We start from the raw sequence: 22665 nt of genomic DNA on the forward strand, positions 1-22665 counted from the left end.
TCGTGACGGACCTTGCGGTCCTCCTCAGGATGAGGTGAGCGGATGGTGCTTCTTCGCCTCTTATGCCCGCTCGAAACCGCGGGCAATTTCGTAATCGGTGACCACGCGATCGAACTCCTCCAGCTCCCATTCGGCAGCGCGGGCATAGTGGTCAATGACCGCATCGGAGAAGGCTTCCCGCAGGAATTTCGACCTGCGCAAGGTCTCGCGTGCATCGCGCAGGGTGTGCGGAATTTCCTTGGCCTTGCGCGCATCATAGACATCGCCGGTGGTCGGCGCGTCGAGTTCCAGCTTCTCTTCCATGCCCTTGATGCCGGCGGCGATCTGAACTGCCAGCGCCAGGTAGGGATTGAGGTCGGACCCGCCGATACGGCATTCCACACGCAGAGCCTTGGTGCCCTCGCCGCAGAGCCGGAAACCGGCGGTGCGGTTATCGACCGACCACACGGTCTTGGTCGGCGCGAAGGTGCCCTTCTGGAAGCGCTTGTAGCTGTTGATGTAGGGCGCCAGGAAATAGGTGTAATCCGGCGCATATTTGATCAACCCGGCCATGTAGTGGCGCATTATCTGCGACATGCCGTATTCGCCCTTGGCATCCACGAAGACGTTGTTGCCGTCCGTGTCGAACAGCGACTGGTGTACATGGGACGAGGAGCCGACACGCGAATGATGCCACTTGGCCAGGAACGATGCGGAGCGTCCCTTTGCCCAGGCGATTTCCTTCACCGCATGTTTGGCGATGGTGTGATATTCGGCCGTGTCGAGAGCCGGAGCATATTTGATGTTGAGTTCTTCCTGCCCCGCTTCGGCTTCCCCCTTGGTGTTCTCCACCGGAATGCCGGCCGCGTAGAGGTGATTGCGCACCGGGCGCAACACGTCCTCTTCCTTGGTGGTCTGCAGGATATGATAATCTTCGTTGTAACCGGAGATCGGCTCCAGATTACGGTAGCCGTCCTTGCGCAGGTCCTCGAAACTCTTCTCGAACAGGAAGAATTCCAGTTCGGTCGCCATGATCGGCGTCAGGCCAAGCTCGCCGAGACGCGCCACCTGCGTTTTCAGCATGGCACGCGGTGAATGCGGCACCTCCTCGTGAGTGTGATGGTCGAGGATATCGCATATCACCATGGCGGTCCCCTCCAGCCACGGCACCCGCCGCAGGGAGCCGAGATCCGGTTTCATGACATAATCGCCATATCCGCCCGACCAGCTCGTCGCCGCATAACCTTCGACCGTGTACATCTCCAGATCGGTGGCCAGCAGATAGTTGCAGCAATGGGTCTCGTGATAGGCACTGTCGACGAAATGCTGGGCATGAAACCGCTTGCCCATCAGCCGCCCCTGCATGTCGACGATACAGGCAAGCACCGTATCGATCTCGCCGGAGGCGACGAGGGATTTGAGGGCATCAAAGGTCAGGTTCCCGGACATATGGTGTTTTCCGCTGGTCTAAATCTCGAGAGGAACAATCGGCAAAAGAGGCCCCGGAGAGACAGACCTCCCCGGAGCCCGTGAGCATTGGTGTTAGCCAAAGTTGTAAGGAGGTCCAGCCTGGTTGATGACCTGGTTGTATTCCTCGAAGATCGAGATGATCTTGGCCTGGAGTTCACCTTCCTCGGCGACCTGTTTCCAGAAGTCCTTGGCGGCATCTTCCACTTGCGCCCATTCGGCGGCCGGAACCGTGCGCAGCTTCAACTTGTCACCCCGGGCCCGAAGACGCGCTTCGCCACCCCAGTACCACTGGTTCCGGTAGGTATGGCTGGCTTCGGTTGCCGCCAGAACAAGCTGCTTCAGGTGATCCGGCAGATCCGCCCAGCGTTTCTGGTTGACGAACCAGGACCCGATCCAGGCACCGGAAATGTTGTTGGTCAGGAAGTAATCGGTCACATCCGCCCAGCCGACCGTGTAGTCTTCGGTGATACCGGACCAGGCCATGCCGTCCAGTTCGCCGGTCTGCACAGCCACTTCCGCATCTTCATACGGAATGGTGACCGGAACAACGCCGAACTTGGACAGGAACCGGCCGGCGGTCGGGAAGGTGTAGAGCTTCAGACCTTCCAGATCGGCAACGGACTTGATTTCCTTCTTGGTGTTGAAGTTGCACGGGTCCTGCCCGGCAGAGGAAATCCAGGAAACGCCGACTTTTTCGTATTCGGAGCGCCAGATGTCGGCAAGACCGTATTGGTTGAAGAGAACCGGCACATCCAGAATATGCTTGGTCGCGAACGGGAAATACCCGCCGAACTGGCGCAGCGGGGTCGGCGAGGCCATGGAGTCATCGTCCGAATGCACGGCGTCGATTGTGCCGCGCTGCAGCGCCTGGAACAATTCGCCCGTCGGGACGATCTGATCGGCGTAGTAAAGCTCGATCTGCAGTTCACCGTTGGAGGCATTGTTGACGTAGTCCACCATGGGCTTCGTCACCTGCTCGCCAAGCGCGCCGCCGGCATAGGTCTGCAGACGCCACTTGATGGGCTCCTGGGCAAGGACAGCCGGAGCTGCCAGAGTGGAGGCACCGGCGGCAGCAGCCGTGCCGAGCCCGGCTTTTCTAAGAAAATCACGTCTATTGGTCATCATAGTTCCCCTATGTGAATGTGCGGTCCAAACGGCAAGCCGGATTCCCGGTTCTGTATGTTGCCGCGCGTCAGTGTCTGTTTTCTCCAGACTTTTCTTTATTGTCCCGGTGCCCCTACTTGGCATAGACCAGATTGGGCAGCCAAAGAGCGATTTCCGGGAAAAGCATCACGATCACGAGCGCCAGGATCATCACCAGAACGAACGGCAGGATCGAGCCGTAGATATCGCGCATGGAGATGTCCTTGGGCGCCATGGCGCGCATCAGGAACAGGTTGTAGCCAAAGGGTGGCGTCATATAGGCGATCTGGGTGGTGATCGTGTAAAGAACACCGTACCAGATCAGGATGTCGCCACGCGGCATGCCCAGATCCAAAGATCCGACCAGCGGCACATAAAGCGGAGCGACAATCACCAGCATTGCCGTGTCGTCCAGAAAGGTGCCCATCACCAGAAACGACAGCTGCATGAGGATCAGGATCATCCAGGGGGACAGGCCGAGCTGTTCTGTGAACAGGCTTTCAATCGCCTTCACCGCCCCGAGCCCGTCAAAGACGGCGCCAAAGCCGAGGGCCGCCAGAATGATCCACATGAACATGCAGGAAATGCCGAGCGTGTTCTTCAGACACAGGGTCAGGATGTCCAGCGTCAGACGGCGGCGCAAAATGGAGGCGATCAGCGCGGTAAGCGCGCCGACGGCGGACGCTTCCACAAGACTGGTCTTGCCCATCACGAAGGGCACCATCATGGCCGCGAAAATGATGATAGGCAGAAGACCGGCCAGCAACAGACGGTATTTTTCTGCCCTGGGCACATTCCGCTCGTCTTCCGGCAAGGCCGGACCAAGTGACGGCTGAAGGCGGCAGCGAATGGCAATGTAGATGATGAACAGTGCAGCCATCATCAGCCCCGGAACCGCCCCGGCGAGCCAAAGCTGGCCGACAGGTGCCCGCGCGATCATGGCGTAAAGCACCAGAACCACGGAGGGTGGCACCAGAATGCCAAGGGAGGAGCCCGCCTGGATCACCCCCGTGACCATGCGCTTATCGTATTTGCGTTTCAACAGCTCCGGCAGGGCGATGGTTGCCCCGATGGCCATTCCGGCAACCGACAGGCCGTTCATGGCGGAGATCAGCACCATCAGCAGGATCGTGCCGATGGCCAGCCCGCCATTGATCGGCCCCATCCAGACATGGAACATCTTGTAGAGGTCGTCGGCGATCTTGGTCTCCGACAGGATGTAACCCATGAAGATGAACATCGGCAACGTCAGCAGCGGATACCACTTCATCAGCTTCATGGCTGCCGAGAACGGAATGTCACCGCCACCCGTGCCCCAAAGGGCCAGGGAAGCAATGGCGGCAATCGCACCGATGGCGCCGAAGACACGCTGCCCCGTCAGGAGCATCAGCATCATCGACGAGAACATGAGAAGAGCGATCATCTCATAGGACATCAGATCGTCTCTCCCTTGATCCGGGCGATATCTTTCAGGAATTCAGCGAAGACCTGCAGCAACATCAGAAAAAAACCAATGATCATGATGAGCTTGACCGGCCACAGATAAGGCCGCCATGAGGTCGGGCTGCGCTCGATGTAACCCATCTGTTCCCGCGCGGCTTCCGGCCCGCCAGTGAGGAAGGCAGTGATCAGGTCCTTGTAGAAGGTGAAGGGGTCCTGCTGAAAATGGCCAAGCGAATAGGCAAAGGAATTGAGCGCCCCGTAAAGAAGGACGCCCAGATAGAAGATCAGCAAAAGCACGGTGAAGGCATCGAACCAGGCCTTCTTCTTCACGCTCCATTCCGCATAAAACAGATCCATGCGCACATTGGACCCGAGCTGGATGGAATAGGGCCCACCCAGAACATAGTAAGCGACCATGGCAAATTGCGCCATTTCCAGGGTCCACATGGACGGGCTGAAAAACGTCTTTGAAACGGACGACCACAGCAGAATGCCGGCCATCACGAAGAGACCCCACATGACGGCCTTGCCAAGCCTGCGATTGAACCCGTCCACGGCCCGGACGTAAATGCGTGCGACCTTAAACATTCAGCCCTCCTTCGGCCGCAGCGCGCAGAACCGGCGCCAGCAACTCGGACCAACGCGCTTCCTCTTCCGGCGTTTTCACTTCGTCATTGCGGATTTCGATCATCAGGCACGGCAGCTTGCGGTCCTCGCCGTGGCGGCGGATGGTGTAATAGACACCATCAGACGGCGCATAAGGCTCATTGTCGCCAACGGTCAGGTCTCCCCGTCCCTTCAGCGCCGCCAGAACCGGATCCGCAAGACGCCGGTCGTTGTCATAGATCAGACCGATTTCCCAGGGCCGGGACACGCCCTTGTAGACCGGGGTAAACGAGTGAATAGAGACCACTGCCGTCGGTAGCCCGCTTTCGAGCCGCTGGCTGATCACCTTGTCGATGGCATCGTGAAAAGGCCGGTGGGCCAGATCGAGACGAAAGTTTTTTTCATCGGCCGCCAGATTCTGGTTGCCCGCAATCTGGGTGGTTTCACTGAGGCACGGGATCAGATCGGCCCGGTTTTCCTCGCGGTTGCAGTCGATGATGAGGCGCGAAACGGTGGTATGCACCAAGGGAGCGTCAAGGCTTTTGGCCAGACCCCTGGCAACACCGAGCGCCCCCGGGTCCCATGCGATATGCGCGATCTTGTCCGCGTCGGTGATACCGAGCGATGTGTCATAGGGAGGCGGAAAGAAGTTGGATGCGTGATCGCATACAAAAACGAAAGGCCCCACTCCCTCCGCATTTTCAACGGCGACAGCCCGCGCCATGCCTCCGGTCTGGGGATTCAAACCCATTCCCAACTCCCTGAAAGATCGGCCCTGCGATTTTGTAATGTTTATTACAGGATTGCCGACTTTGATAACTTCTGTAATATTTGATACGCAGATTGCAGCGGCTGTCAAATGAAAATCGGCACCGCGGACCGTCATAAAGGCCGACGCCCATGGAACGTCCTCTTGTGGAAGATATTCGCGACCGTCTGGACGAATTCACCGCGACGGAAAAGAAGGCGGCGCATGCCTTGCTGGCCAATTACCCGATGCAGGGCCTGGGCACCGTGGCCCAGTTTGCAGAGGCCGCCGGGGTCAGTTCCCCCACCATCCTGCGCTTCGTCGGCCGCCTGGGATTCCCCGGATTTGCCGAGTTCCAGCGCAAGCTGCGCGGCGAACTGGAAAGCCAGCTCAATTCACCGCTGGCCCGCAGCGCCAACATGGAGGAAAACCCTGTCGGCGATCCGCACGTCAGCCAGCTTCTGGACAATGTGCGCGAGACGTTTGCACACCTGCCGAAGGGTGAACTCACCGGCCTCATCAAGCTGCTGTCGGACGAGCGCAAGCATGTGCATCTGATCGGCGGCCGCTTTACCGATGGCCTCGCCCGCTACATGGCGGCGCATCTGCGGATCGTACGGGCCAACGTAAACCATGTCGCCGGACAGCAGGGCAACTGGCTCGACCAGCTCATCGGCATCGGCCAGAAGGATGTGGTCGTCGTCTTCGACATCCGTCGATATCAGGCTGAAATCATCCAGTTCGCCGAAGCAGCTGCCCGCCAAGGGGCCACGGTGGCGCTTGTCACCGATAGCTGGATGTCCCCGGTCGGCCGTATCGCCAGTTTCGTCTTGCCTGCGCGTGTCGCCGTTCCCTCCCCCTGGGACTCATCCCTGGCACTCATGGCGATTGCCGAAGTGCTCATCACCGGGGTCACCCGGGAAAACCAGAAATGCGCTCAGGAACGCATGCGCGCCCTGGAGAAACTGCGCAACGACATCGATCCCTCGACCGAGGGCCGCGCCATGGGACCGGATATCTGACCAGGCACGAACCGGCCGGAACCATGCACGATCGAAGATCGGTTCGCTCGCCGGAAACGACTCACCTATACTCGCCGCTATCACGGCCCTGCTGACCATGGAAGCGGGCCCCTGACAGAAGCTGCGCCAGCCGGTCCGGCAGGCCCTGAACCGGCAGGCCTGAACAGGGAGCGAGATCCATCGCAAGTGACGCGCCCCCGAAAGGTGCCGTTTTCCGGCCCGTTATCCGTTCGACACCACGCGCCTTTATCCGGCAGGGCGATCGGCTGCTGGTGCAAGACAAGCGTCATCCCGTCAAGGGCTGCTATTTTACCCTGCCCGGCGGCAAACAGGACCCGGGTGAAACGCTTGAAGCCTGTTTGAAGCGGGAATGCGCGGAAGAAATCGGCGCTGAAATCACCGTATCGCATCTGATGTATGTGGCGGAAGTTTATCGGCGGAAACAGACGGCGAAAGACTATCAGCACCAGCTCGATTTCATCTTCGCCTGCAGTGTTTCGGAAGACTACGAACCGGTTCTGGGGCCTCATCCGGACCCGCATCAGGTCGGGACACGCTGGATAGGCTTTGAAGACGCTCAACAGCTACGTCCACTTTATGTCACAAAACTGTTTTCACTTGGCTGTACGCGGGAGCCCGAAGTCTATCTCGGATCCTATAATGATTAATGCCCCAAAGACCATCCGGGAGAATATCCGTTTTCTGTGCGCGGAAATCGATGGTCAGCTCATACAGCTTGAAGCTTTCTTCAAGGAACCGGCGGCTGCCACGGCACGGCGGATAACGGACCGGGCCGGCTATGCCCGTAACCTGAAAAGCCGGATTTTGGCGGCCTGTGTCCAACAGATGGCCGGAGCCGGCAAGACCGACCGCAAGCACCTTGCCTTGCGAAGCCTGGAGTTTGTCGCCACCGACCTTCTGCGCATAGCTAATCTGGTGCGCCAGTCATTGCGCCATGCCGAATGCATCGAGACCTTCGCTACCCTGGAGCCCCGTCGCTATCCGGCGATAGTCAGCCGGGTTCGTGAAGGTGTCGCCCGCATCGAGGATGCCTGCCTTAGCAGGGACAGCGAAAAAGCCATCGAGATCGGTCAGCTTCAGAACAAGATCGAGGCCGACTACCGCAAGCTTTTCAAGGTCTACACGCGCGGGATGCGCGACCCGGACCGCTCGCCCGCCGACATCGCCAACAGCCTGCTTGTTGCCAGCGAGTTTCAGCGCATGGGTGAAGCCCTGCGGTCAATCAGCGAAGCGCTGATTTCCGCCAACCTGGGCCAGGCAGTCAATTTCGAGCGCTATTTCACCCTGCAGAACCTGATGTCGGATCTGGGAACGGCACGCGAAGACCTCACCATCGAAATGCTCGCCGAAACCCGGTCGGGCAGTTCGATCTCCGCCATCAAGGACAAGAAGACCGAAACGGTTGCAGCCGTCTTCAAGGATGGCGACAAGAGCAAGGTCAAGGAAGAGCGCCAGGGCGTGAAAAGCTGGCATTCGATCTATCCGGGCCTGGCGCCGAAAATCCTCTCCTACCGAAAGCGCAACCAGTCGGCAGCGCTTCTGATTGAACATCTACCCGGATTGACCTTCGAACACATCATGCTGAACGAAGGCGACGCTTTGCGGGACAGGGCGCTCACCAGTCTCTCGCGCACCCTGAAGGACATTTGGAAACAGACGCGCACAGCGGAACCTGCGGAACTCGGCAGCATGCAGCAGCTTGGCAAGCGCCTTGAGGAGGTGCGAAGGGTTCATCCGCACTTCAGGAATACCGGCATCCGCTTCGCCGATGAGACCCTGCCTTCCATCGACAGCCTGATCGATGAGGCAGCCGCCCGCGAGGCCCAGGTCACTGCGCCCTTTTCCGTCTATATCCACGGCGACTTCAACGTCGACAACATCCTCTATGATCCGGGTGAAAACCGGATTCACTTCATTGACCTGCATCGCTCCCGTTACATGGACTACGTCCAGGACGTTTCGGTTTTCATGGTCTCGAACTACCGGCTTCAGGCACTCGACCGGGAAACACGCCGCCGGATCAGCGAAGTCACGCTTGCCTTCTACAAGTCCGTGCGGGGTTTCGCCCGCAAACAGGGCGACGACACATTCGAATTCCGGCTGGCGCTTGGCCTTGCCCGGTCCTTTGCCACATCGACGCGGTTCATCCTGGACAAGTCTCATGCGCGGCGCATGTGGCTGCGGGCCCGATACCTGATCGAACAGGCGCTCGCCTGCCCACCCGGCGCCGAGGCCCGGTTCCGACTGCAGATGAAGGAGATTTTCGTTGACTGACCTCAGGATCGCAGTTGTCGGCATTCCCGGCAAATGGTCGACGGAAGTTCTGGCGGATGCCCTGGAAGCGCAAACCGGCTACCGCTGCGTTGTCGACATGGCCGATGTCGTTCTGGACCTGGACAAGAAGGCGCTCGTCGCCGGTCAAACCGACCTTTGCGGCCTCGACGGTATCGTGGTCAAGAAGATCAGCCAGACGTACAGCCCGGCAACGCTGGACCGGCTGGAAATGCTTCGCGTTGCCGAAGGTGCCGGCACCAGGGTCTTTTCCAGCACCAGATCCATCCTTGGCCTGGTCAACCGGCTGAGCTGCACCGTAACCCTGGCGAATGCCGGCATTCCCATGCCCGCAACCTGCGTGACCGAAAACGCAGAAGACGCCTTGGCCGCGGTTCAGAGGTTCGGCGGCGCTGTTTTCAAGCCGCTGTTTTCGACAAAGGCACGCGGTATGACGCTGATGGATGCAGCCGAGGGCGAAGCCGCCCTCCGGCAAAAGATCGCCTCGTTCAAGGCCGAGAACCCTGTCATGTATCTGCAACAGAAGGTCAACCTGTCCGGCAGGGATCTCGGCATGGTGTTTCTTGGCGGGACCTATTTGGGCACCTATGCCCGTGTGGCCCAGACCGACAGCTGGAACACGACCATCCTTCACGGCGGCAAATACGAACCCTTCGAAGCCGATGCCGAACTGATCGAGCTGGCGCGCCGCGCGCAGGAACCCTTCGATCTCGATTTCACCACTGTCGACGTCGGTCTGACGGACGCGGGACCGATCGTCTTCGAAGTCTCGGCTTTCGGTGGCTTCAAGGGTGCCCTGGAAGGCGCCGGCATCGACGCTGCCACGCTTTATGCCAACCATGTAATTGAAAAGGTGCGCGGATGACCGGCATTACCGTTCAGGACATTGTCGACGCCCTTTCGCCGGAAAAGGAAACGCAGAACTGCGATCCGGTGTGCCTCACGGTCGGTGGCCATGTGGTTGAAGTGCGGTGTAAATCCCCGGCGCTTCTGGCCGAATTGCTGCGCTATTTTCAGCATGTGATTTCCGCACCGAGCACACCGGACCGGATCGTCCACGTGCTGGGTCCGGCGGAATTGCCCTTCGACCCGCAATTTACCGACTGGGAAAGGGAAACGGGAAAATCCGGCCGCAAGGATGCCATCTGCGACCTTGAAAACGGGCGCCTGATCCTCAAGGTCCGCACCGGCCTGCAGTTCCTGCAAACTCCCAACTGGGCGATTGCCTTCGGACCGACGGACGATCACCCCAACCAGGTGATCAACTTCATCAACACCCAGTTTCTCAACCACTTCCAGCGACAGGGCTGGGTCGCCTGCCATGCGGCAGCCGTGCGTACGCCCACGAAGGGGCTTGCGATTTCCGGCCTGTCCGGCGGCGGCAAGTCCACCTCCATGTTGCGGCTGATGGAACTCAGTGGCACGCAATATGTCACCAACGACCGCCTTCTGGTGCGCAATGCCGGCAACAGCACCGATGCGCTCGGCATCCCGAAACTGCCGCGCATCAACCCCGGCACAATCGTCACAAACGCCCGGCTCACCGGTCTCATCGACGAGGAACGCGAGGAAGAACTCCGCAACCTGGAGCCGGACGAGCTCTGGCATCTGGAAGAAAAATACGACCTCTTCATCGATGACATCTACGGCCCCGGCCGCATCTCCCACGATGCCCGCCTGACCGATTTCTGGGTGCTGAACTGGTCTCGCGACAGTGCCGAGGCTACCGAAGTCAGCAAGATCGACTTGAAAGACCGGCTGGATCTCCTGTCGGCAATCATGAAAAACCCCGGCCCATTCTATCAGACCCCGCAAGGGCCTTTCTGGCCGATGAAGACATCGCTCGACACGCAGGCCTATCTGGCAGCACTAGAAGGCGTACAGGTGTGGGAAGTAAAGGGACTGATTGATTTCGACGCCCTGTTCCAGGCTGGTGCGGACCTTCTGGGACAAACACCATGACGCCCCGTTTTGCCATTCTGGTGCGTCATGGCGCCTATCGTCAAAAGCCGGACACCCCAAGTGCCCTGCAGCCATACGCTTTGACCGATACCGGCAAGACGCAGGCGCAAGAGGCGGGCACCGAGATTGCAGCCATCGCGGGGCAAGACGGCTTCCGGCTGGCACCGGAAATCCTGTGCTCCCGCCAACTCCGGGCCTGGCAGACGGCAGCGCTTCTCGGTCAGTCGCTTGGCGAAACCCTCGGATCTGACGTCACGATCACCGAGGACGAAGCTCTTGCCGAACGCAGCGTCGGTGCCCTTGCCAACCTGACCCTTCCGGAAATCGAACAGGTGATCGCAGACGACCCGCGCACCGCACCGCTGCCGGGAGACTGGAAATCGAACAGCCATCACAGACTGCCGGTCCAGGGTGCGGAAAGCCTGATGGACGCCGGGGAGCGCGTGGCGGCTTTCATCGAGCAGAAGATGGCGGACCTGAAAGACGAAGCCGGCCCCAATGCGCGGATCTTCGTTGGACACGGCGCGTCCATGCGCCATGCCGCCCACTGCCTTGGTGTTCTGGCCTTTGACCAGATCCGCCAGCTCAGCATGCACCACGCCCGTCCTGTCGTCCTGAAGCTGGAGCGCGACGGCACCTGGGCGCACCACGGCGGCGCCTGGAAACATCGCCAGCCACTTGAAACCGCAACGGATTGAACCGGATTGCTGCCATGATGACCCATCTGCCACTGACCCCGCTTCTGCCGCCGATGGATAAGGCCGAGGCCATTGATCTCGGACTGCCGGAAAGCTGCGTTCCCTGGCCGCTGGCACCGGTCGAGAGTCTGCCGTTCGACCGGCACACGATAGAAAACGCCCCTCCCGGTGTTGTTGGCAGTCTTGCCCGGGCAAATGCCCTTGGCCCGTGGGACTGGCCGGACAGGCCGGTTATCTTCATTTCCGACCTGCATGCGGATGCGGAAAGCCTGTTGAGGTCCCTGACGGCGGCCCGCGCAATCCAGCGCACCGGCGACGGCCTGACCGACTTCCACCTGACACCCTTCGGGCGGAGCTGCCAGATCATCATCGGCGGCGATTGCCTGGACAAGGGCCCGAGCAATCTGGACCTCCTCGACAGTCTCGGTGCGCTGCTGAAAACCGGCGCCGACGTCATCCTCCTCGCCGGCAACCACGATTTGCGTCTTTACCTTGGCCTTGAAGCCCTGACCGTGAAGCGCAGCTCACTCAACGCCCATATGTTCGTGCGTATGGGCAAGAAGGTGATGCCGCTTCTGAAGGAAGTTCATGACCGGTATGTCGACGATACAACGGATCTCGACACTCTGCCCGACGAAGAGACGTGCTTCTCGCTGATGGTTCCGGGAAAGAAATGGACCAGACAGTTTCCGAAGGTCGCTTCCCGCTATCTGAGCGACGCGGCCATCCGCAAGGAAATGCAGCGCCTCAAGAAGAAGACCGACAAGTTTGCGGAGCATGCCGCCGAGGCCGGCCTCACCATTCGTGAGCTTTACGCCGCCGCGCTCAAGTGCCGGGAGCTGTTCGTTGAGCCGGGTGGCCGTTACGCTTGGTTCTTTCAAAGCCTCAAGGCAGTCCACCAGAGTGGCTCTCTGCTGTTCGTGCATGCCGGTATAGACGACCAGATGGCAGCCCAGATCTCGGCGAAAGGCGTTGCGCATGTGAACCGCCGCTTCCGGAAAGAAAGCCGGAAAGACCCCTTCGTCTTCTATTCCGGCACCATCGCCAACCTGATGCGCACGAAATACCGGGATGTCGACCACCCCCTGACCGAAACCGGCGTTGACGATCTCCACCTTGCTGGCATCAGAATGCTGGTGCAGGGACACGTCAACCGGCACAGCGGCCAGGAACTGACGTCCAAACACGGCCTGTTACATCTGGAAGCCGACATCACGCTCGACCGGCATTCGCGAAGCTCTGAAGGGCTGGAAGGCATCGGCACCGGAGCCACGATCATCTGCCCGGATGGCAATATTCTCGGGATCAGTCGGGACTATCCTCATGCCAAGCTGTTCAACCCGGCGTATATCCTCCAGCAACATGGGGTGTCGTCATGATGGAACGCAAGGGCCGTTTCCGGCACCAGTCCCTGCAGGACAAGAAATCGATCCAGAAACTGCTCGACGCCATAAAGCGCGGCATCGCCAAGGGTGAACTGCAATTTGGCGATGACACCGGCGAGATTACCCTGCACCCGAAAGGCCTACTTGCCCTCAGAGTGACAGCCACCACGGAAGACGACCAGTCCCGCCTGGACCTTCGCATCACCTGGACCAACGATGGCCAGGACAAGAAGGACAACGGCAAGCTGAAGGTGAAGGGCGGCTCGTAAAGCCAGGCCCGGACCAACCAAATGTGCCAAAAGCCGACATCCACCCGCTGATAGTGTGCTGCGACGCAACCCGTCGAAGCCGCCGTTCATTGCATCAGCGAAGCCGATTGGCCGTCAGATGCCGGCACTGCGGGACAAAGCGTCCCTTCTGGAAACTCCGTCAATGTCTGCTCAGATGGTCGTCGTCGAGAGCAGCAACGCGGGGCTGAAGCAGACATCGTATTATACTACTTGTTTAATTAACAAGATTGTATAATAACAATGGATATGACTGAGTCCGAACAACTCGACGCCACCTTCGCAGCATTGGCCAATCCAACCCGTAGGGCGCTTCTTGCGCATCTGGCCAAGGGGGAGGCCACTGTGAATGCGCTTGCGGAACCGTTCGACATGACGCTCCCTGCCGTGTCGAGACACATCCGTGTTCTGGAGAAAGCGGGTTTGGTCACACGCGGGAAAGATGCGCAATTCCGACCGTGCAAACTGAATGCAGCCCCTTTGCGCGTCGTCGCCAATTGGGCCGACCAATACCGCGAAATTTGGGAGCTCCGCTTCGACGCGATGGACAGTGTCCTGCAATCAATGAAGGAAAAGCCATGAGTGATCTGCAAAGCTGGGTAAAGATTGAGCGTGAGCTTGACGCGCCAATCGAAGATGTCTGGGCCATGTGGACTGACCCAGAGCTGTTCAAGTCATGGTATGGGCCGATGGGGATGTCAGTCCCAACCGCAGAGATGGATGTCGTTGTCGGTGGGACGCGCAAGGTTTGCATGGAGATGACCTCGCCGGAGCGCACGATGTCGATGTGGTTCACGGGAGTCTACAAGGAGGTCCGCAGACCGTCGCGCCTTGTCTATACAGAGAGCATGTGCACCGAGGACGGCACGATTATTTCGCCGCAGAGCATGGGAATGCCAGAAGGCACACCCGACATCACCGAGGTGATCATCGAACTGAACGAAGTCGATGGAAAGACCGTGATGACGATGGCCCATGTCGGTGTTCCCGAAGGGTCTGCGGGCGAAGGTGGTTGGAAACAGGCATTCGACAAACTCGCGGAACGCTTGGCAGCTCAGGAATAGGCTTGGTAACTCGCTAGATCGGCCCTGGTCGGAACTTCCTGCACGGCGCAGCACACCAGAGCGGTCATTCGTCCTAGACGCAGCATCGGTGTCCATGGGCTCGTAGCGGACTTACTGCGGCGCGGCGGATCGACTGTATCCAGTCAGGTTCTCCGGCGACACTTCCTGCCCCACCCGTCGCCGTCCCTCCGGAGAAGGAAGGGAAACCCGCCTGGCGGTCCGGAAATCAATTTCCGGGCGGGAGAAGAAAGTCCCTCTCACACAGAGACGCAAAGGCTGGCGTCTACTGGATCCCGGTCTTGGCGACGCCAAACCGGGATGACAAGGGGCGTGATTTGGTGTGCCGAAGACGCCGGAGCGGACTCTTGCCTGTGGAACGATGCTGGTCAGGCTGCGGCGCCCTTGGCGGTGGCCGCAACCGCCTCAGGCTTGCGGCCGTAGCTCCAGTAGGCGGCGCAGGCGCCTTCCGAGGACACCATGCACGCCCCCATCGGATTGTCCGGTGTGCAGACCGTACCGAACAGCTTGCATTCGGTCGGCTTCTTCACCCCGCGCAGGATGGCCGGACACTCGCAGGATTTGACCTCGCGCGACTCCTTCGGACTGAGGGCAAAGCGCTTTTCGGCATCGAAGGCAGAAAAAGCCTCCCGAATTCTCAAGGCACTGTCTGGAACATAGCCAAGACCGCGCCATTCAAAGGTTCGCCGCAGCTCCAGCACTTCGTCAACCAGCCTCTGCGCCTTGCGATTGCCTTCCCGGGTCACGACGCGGGTGTACTGGTTTTCCACCTTGTGCCGACCTTCATTGATCTGACGGATCAGCATCAATGTCGACTGCATCACGTCGAGCGGTTCAAAGCCGGCAATGACGACCGGCTTCCTGAAGTCCCGCGCCGCCGGTTCATAAGGAGCCCAGCCGATGACCGAGCTGACATGGGAGGGACCCAGGAAACCGTCGATCTTCACCGGTCGCTCGCCCGGTTCCGCCGGCGCGTTGACGATATGGGCGATGGCCGGAGGCGTCAGAACATGATTGCAGAAGACAGAGAAATTCTTCAGCCCCTCCGCCTTTGCCTGCAGGATCGCGACCGCCGTCGGCGGCGTCGTCGTTTCGAAACCGATGGCAAAGAACACCACCTGCCGCTCCGGGTTCTCCCGGGCAATCCGCAGCGCGTCCTGGGTCGAATAGACCATCCGGATATCGGCCCCTTCGGCCTTGGCCCGGATGAGGCTTTTCTGCTTGGTTCCCGGCACGCGCATCATGTCGCCGTAGGTGGTCAGGATCACGTTCGCCTTCAGTGCCAGCTCCACGGCGTCATCGAGACGGCGAACCGGCAAGACGCAGACCGGACAGCCTGGCCCATGGACATACTCCACATTTTCCGGAACCAGGTCCTGCACCCCGTAGCGAAAGATCGCGTGGGTATGACCACCACAGAACTCCATCAGATGATAATGCCGATCCGGATCGGCTTCCTGCCGGATGGCAAGGGCAAGCTTTTCCGCCAGCTGTCCGTCCCGAAATTCCTTGATGTATTTCATGCGTCCGCCCCCGCCACCGGTTCGCCTGCCATATCCTCCAGCTCTTCGGCGAGTACGCCGGCTTCCGCCATCAGCTGCAAGGTGCGTTCGGCTTCCTCTTCGCTAAGCTTGTGCAGGGCATAGCCGACATGGACGAGAACATAGTCGCCGACGGCAACCTCCTCCAGCAGAGCGGTCGAGACCGGTTTGCGGATCCCCTCCAGGGCAACGGTTGCCATGGCGTCGCCGTCAATGGAAACGACCCTGGCGGGAATGGCAAGACACATGAACCGGACCTCCTATTCTGCGGCAAGGCCGCGCGCGTGCGCCACCTGCATCTTCAGGGCACCGTCCAGCCATGTCAGCCAGCCGTTGACGCCCTCGCCCGTGCGGGCCGACACTTGCAGAACCTGGATCTTGCGATTGACCCGCCGCGCGTTCTTGATCGCCGCCCCGACGCAGAAATCCACGTGCGGCAGAAGGTCGGTCTTGTTGAGGATCATCAGATCGGCATTGGCAAAGATATCCGGATATTTCAGCGGCTTGTCCTCGCCTTCCGTCACCGACAGGATCACCACCTTGAAGGCTTCGCCGAGATCGAAGGCCGCCGGGCAAACCAGATTGCCGACATTCTCAATGAAAAGCACTCCGCCTTGGGCAAGCGGCAGCCTTTCCAGGGCGTGGCCAACCATATGCGCATCCAGATGGCAGCCCTTGCCGGTGTTGATCTGAATGGCGGGAGCACCGGTTTCACGGATCCGATCGGCGTCATTCGACGTCTGCTGATCGCCCTCGATGACCGCGGCAGGGGTCTTTCCTGCCATCCGCTTCAAGGTTTCAACGAGCAGCGTTGTCTTGCCAGAGCCGGGGCTGGAGACGAGATTGAGCGCCAGCACACCTTTTGCAGTCAACAAGGCCCGGTTGCGATCTGCATAGGAATTATTCTTGCCCAGAATATCGGTTTCGATCTGGATCAGCCGTGCCTGGCTCATGCCCGGCACAGCCCCACCGGCTTCGCCCTCGCCGAAATGGACATGACAGACATCGTGTGCGCGCGCATGCGCGTCAGAATGCCCATGATCAGGGTCATGGTCTTTTTCATGGAAACCGCTGCATCCGCATACCGTACACATCAAACCACCTCCAGTTCCCGGATCTTCAGTTCTTCACCGCTGACGACCTGCAGGGCTTCGGAACCGCATTCCGGGCAGCAATCGAACCGCGCTTTTACCGGCACGGTCTTGAAACAGGACAGGCACAGCGCTTCGGCTGAAGGCCGGGAAATTTCCAGCACGGCGCCATCCGCCAGCGAGCCCTTCATGACGACGTCAAAGCCGAACTTCAGCGCTTCGGGTTCGACGCAGGACAAAGGCCCGATGTCGACGGCAACCCGCTTCACCCTGGTGAAGCTGTCCTTCGCCGCCTGGTCCTTCAAAATGTCGAGGATGCTCTCGCAAAGGGACATTTCATGCATCGGCAGCCTCCCTCTGGTGAGCCGCTGTTTGCAGCCAGTCCAGAAAGAAAGCCTCGGCTTCCGCCAGATTGGCGGCAGCCCTCGCAGAAAGGCCTTCCTTCACCTCGCCAAACTCATAGCCGGAGATCCCCAGCACGAAGGCCTTCGGCGTAGCGCCGTATAGCGTTTCACACAGCGCCAGTACGGTCTCTGGAACAAGACTGTGACTGCCGAGCACCTCCGGTGCGCCCGGCGCAATTTCCCTGAACGAATATGCCCCTTCTGCGCCAATCTCCGCATCGGCGAAGATCACCACATCATGGCTAGAGACCGCCAGCGCGTGCTCGGCGACAAGCTGGTAATCGGTGTCCACTTCCAACCCCGGCAAGGCGCGCGCGGCAACGGCTTCGGACAAGGCCGGCCCAAGCCCGTCGTCCCCTCGCCCCGGATTGCCGTAGCCGATCAGCAGCATGACGACATCCTCTTTTCAGGCACATAAAACCTTGCCGCACACAAATTCTCTCCATCGTCATCCCGGCCAAGCGCAGCGCGAGCCGGGATCGGGGAGCCACACATCTCTCCGGAATTCATTTCCAGAAAGAGAGTATTCGGCTCTCCGATCCCGGATCTCTGCGTTGCTGCGTCCAGGATGACTGAAGGAGAGGCTGTCATGTCGTTATCCCCCCACGTTCAAACACACTGCGTCTGGCTGTCGACCAGCGCACCGTCCGCATTGAACAATTCCACCTGCAGCGGCATCTGGCCAAGGGCGTGGGTGGCGCAGGAAAGGCACGGGTCGTAGGCGCGGATCGCGACTTCGACATGGTTCAGCATGCCCTCGGTGATCTGCTCCTTGCCGGACAGATGCTTGATCGCGACATCCTTCACCGCCCGGTTCATGCCCTCGTTGTTATGGGTGGTGGAGACGATCAGGTTGCAATAAGTGACCTGGTCATGCTCATCGACCTTGTAATGGTGGATGAGGTTGCCGCGCGGTGCCTCGATCACTCCGATGCCTTCCTCGCGCCGATCGCCCTTGGCAATCAGATCCGTCCCTTGCAGATCCGGGTCGTTCAGCAGCTCCCTGATCTTTTCCACGCAATGCAGAACCTCGATCATGCGCGCCCAGTGATTGGCCAGCGTGGAATTGTTGGGTGTTCCGCTGGTGACGGCTTTCAGATCCTTCAGGGCAGCATTGGCAAGAGGCGTGTCGATGAAGCTTGCCGTATTCATGCGCGCCAGCGGCCCGACCCGGTACCAACCTGCGTCCGGTCCAAGCGACTTGATGAAGGGAAATTTCATGTAGGACCAGGAGCGCACATCCTCGACGATCAGCTCATGATACTTGGTGTAAGGCACCTGATCGAAGATCATGTCACCGGTAGAACTGAGCGCGCGCAGATTGCCGTGATAAAGATCGAGCGCACCGTCGCTCTCGCGTACCAGCGACATGTAGTTGGACGGGAAGGAGCCGAACTCGGCGACCAGGTCCTCATGTTCGAGCGTATAGTCCTGGGCCAGCTTCACCGCATCCAGGGACCATTCGATCATCTGATCCACCGTGGCGAGGAAATGATCCCGCCGTTCGATGGGTAGATTGCGGTTGATGCCGCCCGGAATGGCCCCGGTGCCGTGCACCTTCTTGCCGGCTGTCGCCTCGATGATCTCCTGACCGTATTTGCGCATCAGGATGGCGCGTTTGCCGAGTTCCGGATTTTCCTTGATCACTTCGAAGATGTTGCGCTTTTCCGCAGGCGCACCAAAGCCGAACAGAAGATCGGGCGCCGCCAGATGGAAGAAGTGCAGAACGTGGGACTGCATCACCTGGCCGTAATGCATCAGCCGGCGCATCTTTTCCGCCGTCGGCGTCAATTGGTCGACCCCCGCGATCATGTCCATGGCTTTCGCCGCCGCCAGATGGTGGCTGACCGGGCAGATGCCGCAAAGCCGCTGCACGATCACCGGTACTTCCCACATCAGCCGTCCGCGGATGAAGCGTTCGAAGCCGCGGAATTCGACGATATGCAGCCGGGCTTCATCCACCTCGTTGTCCGCATTGAGATGGATGGTCACTTTGCCGTGCCCTTCCACTCGGGTGACGGGGGAGATTTCAATCAGTCTGGGTTCAGCCATTGCGATCGCCCTCAGTCGAACTTGATCATGTCACGCTCGAAGCCCCGGAACTTGCCGGTCAGCAGCTTGGAAAGCGTGTCGAAAATGATGTCCCCGCTCGGTGCACAGCCCGGGATCTGGTAGTCGATCTCCACCACCTGGGAACAGGGATAGACCTCGTCCAGCAACAAGGGCAGCGCCGGATCGTTGGGCACGTTGTGGGTGGTGTTGCGGATGTATTTGCCGGTGATATAGGCCTCATCCAGACATTCGCGCAGCGGGGCGTCGGAATGCATGATCGCGTTGCGCATGGCCGGCAGGCCGCCCATGATCGCGCATTGACCAAGCGCGATCAGCACATCGCAGTTTCGGCGGAAATCATGCAGCACATGCACGTTCTCCTCGTTGCAGCAGCCGCCTTCGATGATGCCGATGTCGCAGCGCTGGGTGAAGCGCTTCTTGTCGGTGAGCGGCGACCGGTCGACATCGACAAGCTGCATCAGATCGATCAGGCGTTCGTCGATATCCAGGATCGCCATGTGGCAGCCGAAACAGCCGGCAAGAGACGCGGTCGCGATCCTGGCCTTGGGCAGCTCGCTCATTTGCGCTTCTCCTCGATGTCATGACCGATCAGCCCATGATCGAATTCCCGCTCGCCGATGGGAACGGCAAAGCCGACGCGCTTGCGGATGATGCAGCCGACCGGGCAAACCTCGGCCGAAATGGCGTGATCGCTCACCTGCGCATCCGTGTCGGCAAGGTTCTCGCCGTTGACCGCGACCCGCCGGTGAATGCCGCGGCCGACATAGCCGAACACCCCCTTGCCATCGACATCCTGGGAAGCGCGGATGCAGCGCCCGCAGGAAATGCAGCGGTTGGTGTCCAGCGCGATATCGGGATGAGACGCATCCAGCGCCCGGCAGGGTTCGAGATAGGGAAACTTGGTAGCCTCCGTCATATCCAGCCGGTAGGCCATGGCCTGAAGCTCGCAATTGCCGCTGGCTTCGCAGATCGGGCAAAGGTGATTGCCCTCGTGAAACAGCATCTCCACCAGGTCCCGGCGCATCTTGGTCAGATGCGGGGTCTCGTTCTCCACCGCCTGCCCGGGTGCCGCCGGTTGCGTACAGGCCGCCACGCTGCGCCCGCCTGCCTTCACCGTACACACCCGGCAACTGCCCTGGTGGCGCAGGCCTTCGTGGTCGCACAGACGCGGAATATAGACCCCGGCCTCGTCGGCAGCTTCCATGATGGTCTGGCCCGCATAAGCGGTGATCTCCACTCCGTCGATGGTGAAGGTAAAGCCGGTCTCTTTCTTCGTGCCGCTCATTGGGTGAAATCCTTGTCGAAGATATAGGAGCGGCGCTTGGCAATCTTGCGTGCACCATCGATGGCCGACTGGATGTCGAACGTGTCGCGAATGCCGTCCTTGCTCGGCTTGATCACCGCCGAATAGACCAGCGGAAAATTCTTCAAGGTGGTGAGAACCGGATTAGGCGACGTCATGCCGAGGCCGCAGCGGCTGGTTTCGATGATAGTTCCGGAGAGATCCTTGAGGTAGTCGATATCCTCCGGGTTCGCGAGGCCCTTGCGGAACTTCTGGATCGCCTTCTGCAGGAAGACGTTGCCGACCCGGCAGGGCGTGCAATAGCCGCAGCTCTCATGCACGAAGAAGGACATGTAATATTCGACGATCTCCAGAACGTTGCACTCGCCGTTGAAGACAATGATCGCCCCGCCGGTCGCAAGGTCGTCGAAGGTCAGTTTGCGGTGAAAGCTGTCGCGGGCAATCATCGTGCCGCTCGGCCCGCCGACCTGGACGGCAGCCGCATCCTCACCGCCAACCATCGCCAGCAGTTCCCAGACCGTGTGCCCATATGGCAGTTCATAGATGCCAGGGTTCAGGCAATCGCCACAGACGGAGAACAGCTTCGTGCCGTGCGACCCTTCCAGACCCATCGCATTGAACCAGGCCGCCCCCTTGTCGAGAATACGGGCGGCATGACAGAAGGTCTCCACGTTATTGACCACCGTCGGATACCCGAGATACCCCCGATTGACCGGAAACGGCGGCCGCGTCTTGGGTTCGCCCGGCAGGCCCTCACAGGAGCTGATGAGCGCACCTTCCTCACCGCAGATATAGGCGCCCGCGCCGAGCTGCAGGCGGATATCGAAATCGAAGCCCTTCACGCCCAGTATGTCCGTGCCGAGCAGGCCCCGACGGCGCCTTTCCTCCAGCACCTGTTGCAGGAGCTCGCGCAGATAGACATATTCGCCGCGCAGATAAAGAATGCCCTCGCGCGCCCCGACGGCTCTTGCCGCAATCGTCATGCCTTCGATCAGGAGATGCGGCCGTTCGGTCAGGAGAACCCGGTCCTTGAAGGTGCCCGGCTCGCCTTCATCGGCATTGCAGATGACGAAATGCTTTTCAGCGCGCTCGCTGGCGGCAAAACGCCATTTTCGCCCGGTGGTAAAGCCCGCGCCGCCACAGCCGCGCAACCCGCTTTCCTCAATCGCGGATATGATCTGCGTCGGGGTAATTGTGGCCGCCTTGGCAAGTCCGGCGTCTTCCGGCACCGGAGCGAGCAACACCTCGCCTGCGTGGCGGATGTTGTTGTCGACCATATGCAGAGCGCGTTCGGTGGGTGTCAGCGCCTCGAACCGTTCACTGATCAGCTGCTCCGGACGCTGGCCAGCCTTCAGCGCCTGTGCAGCACTGCGCGCCGTCTCCGGCGTCAGTTTCGTCAGGACGATGTCATTGACCATCGCGGCCGGCGCCTGATCGCACATGCCGATGCAAGGGGTGTATTCCAGCGAAAAGGCGCCATCATTGCTGGTCTCGCCCACCTTCACCCCAAGTACCTCTTCAAAGGCACAGGCAACCTCGGACAGGCCGGAAAAACGATCGACGATATCGTCGCACAGCCGGATGGTGATGCGGCCTTTCGGCGTCAATGACAGAAAGGAATAGAAACTGGCAACGCCCTCCACCTCGATCCGGGTGAGACCTGTGGCAGCGGCGATATGGTCCATGGTTGCCGGGGCAATACAGCGGTAGCGATCCTGCACGTCGCGCAGGATATCGAGCATGCGATGCTTGTCGTTGCCGAATTGCGCGCAGATCGCGTCTATCTCTTCGGCGGGAACAGGTTCGGTTCCGCAGATGGCCGTCGAGACCCCGTTTCCGGTCTTGTGCCCGTTTTCCATGGCCCCTCCATTCTGATACCCAAAGCTGACTGCACCCGAGCCGGCACAGAAAATGCGCTGTTCCATCAGCAACCGACTGGCTGGTGTTGCGCCCCGCCCTAAATCGATTTGAAGCCGAACAGGCCTGTCGCGCATAATCGCAACGAGCCGCAACAAACTTGTGAAATTTACCGGCGACCTCACGCTCACAGACTTGTAGGACAACGTCTTTGAGGAAAATCAACTTGCATAAAATCGGAGCAGCCAGTGCCGTCAC

24 protein-coding genes are annotated in these 22665 nt (G+C 59.9%); 10 read left to right on the forward strand and 14 right to left on the reverse strand.

The window, feature by feature from the left end; all coding sequences use genetic code 11:
- Nucleotides 1-60 precede the first annotated feature (60 nt).
- The 5 genes from FMN63_RS04535 to FMN63_RS04555 all read right to left on the reverse strand — a co-directional run bounded on the left by FMN63_RS04535 (nt 61) and on the right by FMN63_RS04555 (nt 5392).
- Nucleotides 61-1428: a glutamine synthetase family protein gene (locus FMN63_RS04535; protein WP_148582768.1), complete on the reverse strand. Its 1368-nt coding sequence runs from the start codon at nt 1426-1428 to the stop codon at nt 61-63.
- Nucleotides 1429-1521: 93 nt separating this feature from the next.
- Nucleotides 1522-2571: a TRAP transporter substrate-binding protein gene (locus FMN63_RS04540; RefSeq protein WP_148582769.1), complete on the reverse strand. Its 1050-nt coding sequence runs from the start codon at nt 2569-2571 to the stop codon at nt 1522-1524.
- A 115-nt stretch (nt 2572-2686) separates the two neighbouring features.
- Nucleotides 2687-4027: a TRAP transporter large permease gene (locus FMN63_RS04545; RefSeq protein WP_148582770.1), complete on the reverse strand. Its 1341-nt coding sequence runs from the start codon at nt 4025-4027 to the stop codon at nt 2687-2689.
- Nucleotides 4027-4623 carry a TRAP transporter small permease subunit gene (locus FMN63_RS04550; RefSeq protein WP_148582771.1) on the reverse strand — a complete coding sequence of 199 codons (597 nt, stop codon included), beginning with the start codon at nt 4621-4623 and terminating at the stop codon, nt 4027-4029. The genes FMN63_RS04545 and FMN63_RS04550 overlap by 1 nt, the downstream gene beginning before the upstream one ends.
- Nucleotides 4616-5392 (reverse strand): N-formylglutamate amidohydrolase, encoded by a 777-nt coding sequence (locus FMN63_RS04555; protein ID WP_209000937.1) that lies wholly within the window; start codon nt 5390-5392, stop codon nt 4616-4618. Before FMN63_RS04555 ends, FMN63_RS04550 begins: the two co-directional genes overlap by 8 nt.
- A gap of 149 nt (nt 5393-5541) precedes the next feature.
- On the opposite strand from FMN63_RS04555, the gene FMN63_RS04560 reads away from it, so the two are divergent.
- From FMN63_RS04560 to FMN63_RS04605, 10 genes are all read left to right on the forward strand, one after another.
- Nucleotides 5542-6411, forward strand: coding sequence for a MurR/RpiR family transcriptional regulator (locus FMN63_RS04560; protein WP_148582772.1), 870 nt, complete (start codon nt 5542-5544; stop codon nt 6409-6411).
- A 248-nt stretch (nt 6412-6659) separates the two neighbouring features.
- Complete coding sequence (locus FMN63_RS04565; protein WP_286192548.1) at nt 6660-7079, forward strand: NUDIX domain-containing protein; 420 nt, start codon at nt 6660-6662, stop codon at nt 7077-7079.
- Nucleotides 7072-8706: a phosphotransferase gene (locus FMN63_RS04570; RefSeq protein WP_148582774.1), complete on the forward strand. Its 1635-nt coding sequence runs from the start codon at nt 7072-7074 to the stop codon at nt 8704-8706. The genes FMN63_RS04565 and FMN63_RS04570 overlap by 8 nt, the downstream gene beginning before the upstream one ends.
- Complete coding sequence (locus tag FMN63_RS04575) at nt 8699-9589, forward strand: GAK system ATP-grasp enzyme (RefSeq protein ID WP_148582775.1); 891 nt, start codon at nt 8699-8701, stop codon at nt 9587-9589. The genes FMN63_RS04570 and FMN63_RS04575 overlap by 8 nt, the downstream gene beginning before the upstream one ends.
- The gene (locus FMN63_RS04580; RefSeq protein WP_148582776.1) at nt 9586-10686 is read left to right on the forward strand and encodes an HprK-related kinase B; all 1101 of its coding nucleotides are present in this window, start codon (nt 9586-9588) and stop codon (nt 10684-10686) included. The genes FMN63_RS04575 and FMN63_RS04580 overlap by 4 nt, the downstream gene beginning before the upstream one ends.
- The gene (locus FMN63_RS04585; RefSeq protein WP_148582777.1) at nt 10683-11384 is read left to right on the forward strand and encodes a histidine phosphatase family protein; all 702 of its coding nucleotides are present in this window, start codon (nt 10683-10685) and stop codon (nt 11382-11384) included. Before FMN63_RS04580 ends, FMN63_RS04585 begins: the two co-directional genes overlap by 4 nt.
- 14 nt (nt 11385-11398) lie before the next feature.
- Complete coding sequence (locus tag FMN63_RS04590; RefSeq protein WP_209000938.1) at nt 11399-12763, forward strand: metallophosphoesterase; 1365 nt, start codon at nt 11399-11401, stop codon at nt 12761-12763.
- Nucleotides 12760-13038, forward strand: coding sequence for an amphi-Trp domain-containing protein (locus FMN63_RS04595; protein WP_148582779.1), 279 nt, complete (start codon nt 12760-12762; stop codon nt 13036-13038). The genes FMN63_RS04590 and FMN63_RS04595 overlap by 4 nt, the downstream gene beginning before the upstream one ends.
- A 267-nt stretch (nt 13039-13305) precedes the next feature.
- On the forward strand, nt 13306-13638 hold the full coding sequence (locus FMN63_RS04600; protein ID WP_148582780.1) for an ArsR/SmtB family transcription factor: 333 nt from the start codon (nt 13306-13308) through the stop codon (nt 13636-13638).
- Nucleotides 13635-14120 carry an SRPBCC family protein gene (locus FMN63_RS04605; protein WP_148582781.1) on the forward strand — a complete coding sequence of 162 codons (486 nt, stop codon included), beginning with the start codon at nt 13635-13637 and terminating at the stop codon, nt 14118-14120. The genes FMN63_RS04600 and FMN63_RS04605 overlap by 4 nt, the downstream gene beginning before the upstream one ends.
- A gap of 386 nt (nt 14121-14506) precedes the next feature.
- Here FMN63_RS04605 and hypD read toward each other — a convergent pair whose 3' ends face one another.
- The 9 genes from hypD to FMN63_RS04650 form a co-directional block, all read right to left on the reverse strand.
- Nucleotides 14507-15661: a hydrogenase formation protein HypD gene (hypD, locus tag FMN63_RS04610; RefSeq protein ID WP_148582782.1), complete on the reverse strand. Its 1155-nt coding sequence runs from the start codon at nt 15659-15661 to the stop codon at nt 14507-14509.
- Entirely contained in the window at nt 15658-15927 is a 270-nt protein-coding gene (locus FMN63_RS04615) for a HypC/HybG/HupF family hydrogenase formation chaperone (protein WP_148582783.1), read from the reverse strand. The genes hypD and FMN63_RS04615 overlap by 4 nt, the downstream gene beginning before the upstream one ends.
- 12 nt (nt 15928-15939) lie before the next feature.
- Nucleotides 15940-16773 (reverse strand): hydrogenase nickel incorporation protein HypB, encoded by an 834-nt coding sequence (gene hypB / locus FMN63_RS04620; protein ID WP_209000939.1) that lies wholly within the window; start codon nt 16771-16773, stop codon nt 15940-15942.
- Nucleotides 16773-17114, reverse strand: a complete 342-nt coding sequence (gene hypA / locus FMN63_RS04625) for a hydrogenase maturation nickel metallochaperone HypA (RefSeq protein WP_148582785.1) — start codon at nt 17112-17114, stop codon at nt 16773-16775. Before hypA ends, hypB begins: the two co-directional genes overlap by 1 nt.
- Nucleotides 17107-17565, reverse strand: a complete 459-nt coding sequence (locus FMN63_RS04630) for a hydrogenase maturation protease (RefSeq protein WP_148582786.1) — start codon at nt 17563-17565, stop codon at nt 17107-17109. The genes hypA and FMN63_RS04630 overlap by 8 nt, the downstream gene beginning before the upstream one ends.
- A 218-nt stretch (nt 17566-17783) precedes the next feature.
- Nucleotides 17784-19226, reverse strand: coding sequence for a Ni/Fe hydrogenase subunit alpha (locus tag FMN63_RS04635; protein WP_148582787.1), 1443 nt, complete (start codon nt 19224-19226; stop codon nt 17784-17786).
- A gap of 11 nt (nt 19227-19237) precedes the next feature.
- Complete coding sequence (locus FMN63_RS04640) at nt 19238-19807, reverse strand: NADH-quinone oxidoreductase subunit B family protein (RefSeq protein WP_148582788.1); 570 nt, start codon at nt 19805-19807, stop codon at nt 19238-19240.
- Complete coding sequence (locus tag FMN63_RS04645; RefSeq protein WP_148582789.1) at nt 19804-20532, reverse strand: 2Fe-2S iron-sulfur cluster-binding protein; 729 nt, start codon at nt 20530-20532, stop codon at nt 19804-19806. The genes FMN63_RS04640 and FMN63_RS04645 overlap by 4 nt, the downstream gene beginning before the upstream one ends.
- On the reverse strand, nt 20529-22409 hold the full coding sequence (locus FMN63_RS04650) for an NAD(P)H-dependent oxidoreductase subunit E (protein WP_148582790.1): 1881 nt from the start codon (nt 22407-22409) through the stop codon (nt 20529-20531). The genes FMN63_RS04645 and FMN63_RS04650 overlap by 4 nt, the downstream gene beginning before the upstream one ends.
- Between the last annotated feature and the right edge of the window lie 256 nt (nt 22410-22665).

This window comes from Stappia sp. BW2, from assembly GCF_008107695.1.
In the GTDB taxonomy this organism is placed as follows: domain Bacteria; phylum Pseudomonadota; class Alphaproteobacteria; order Rhizobiales; family Stappiaceae; genus Roseibium.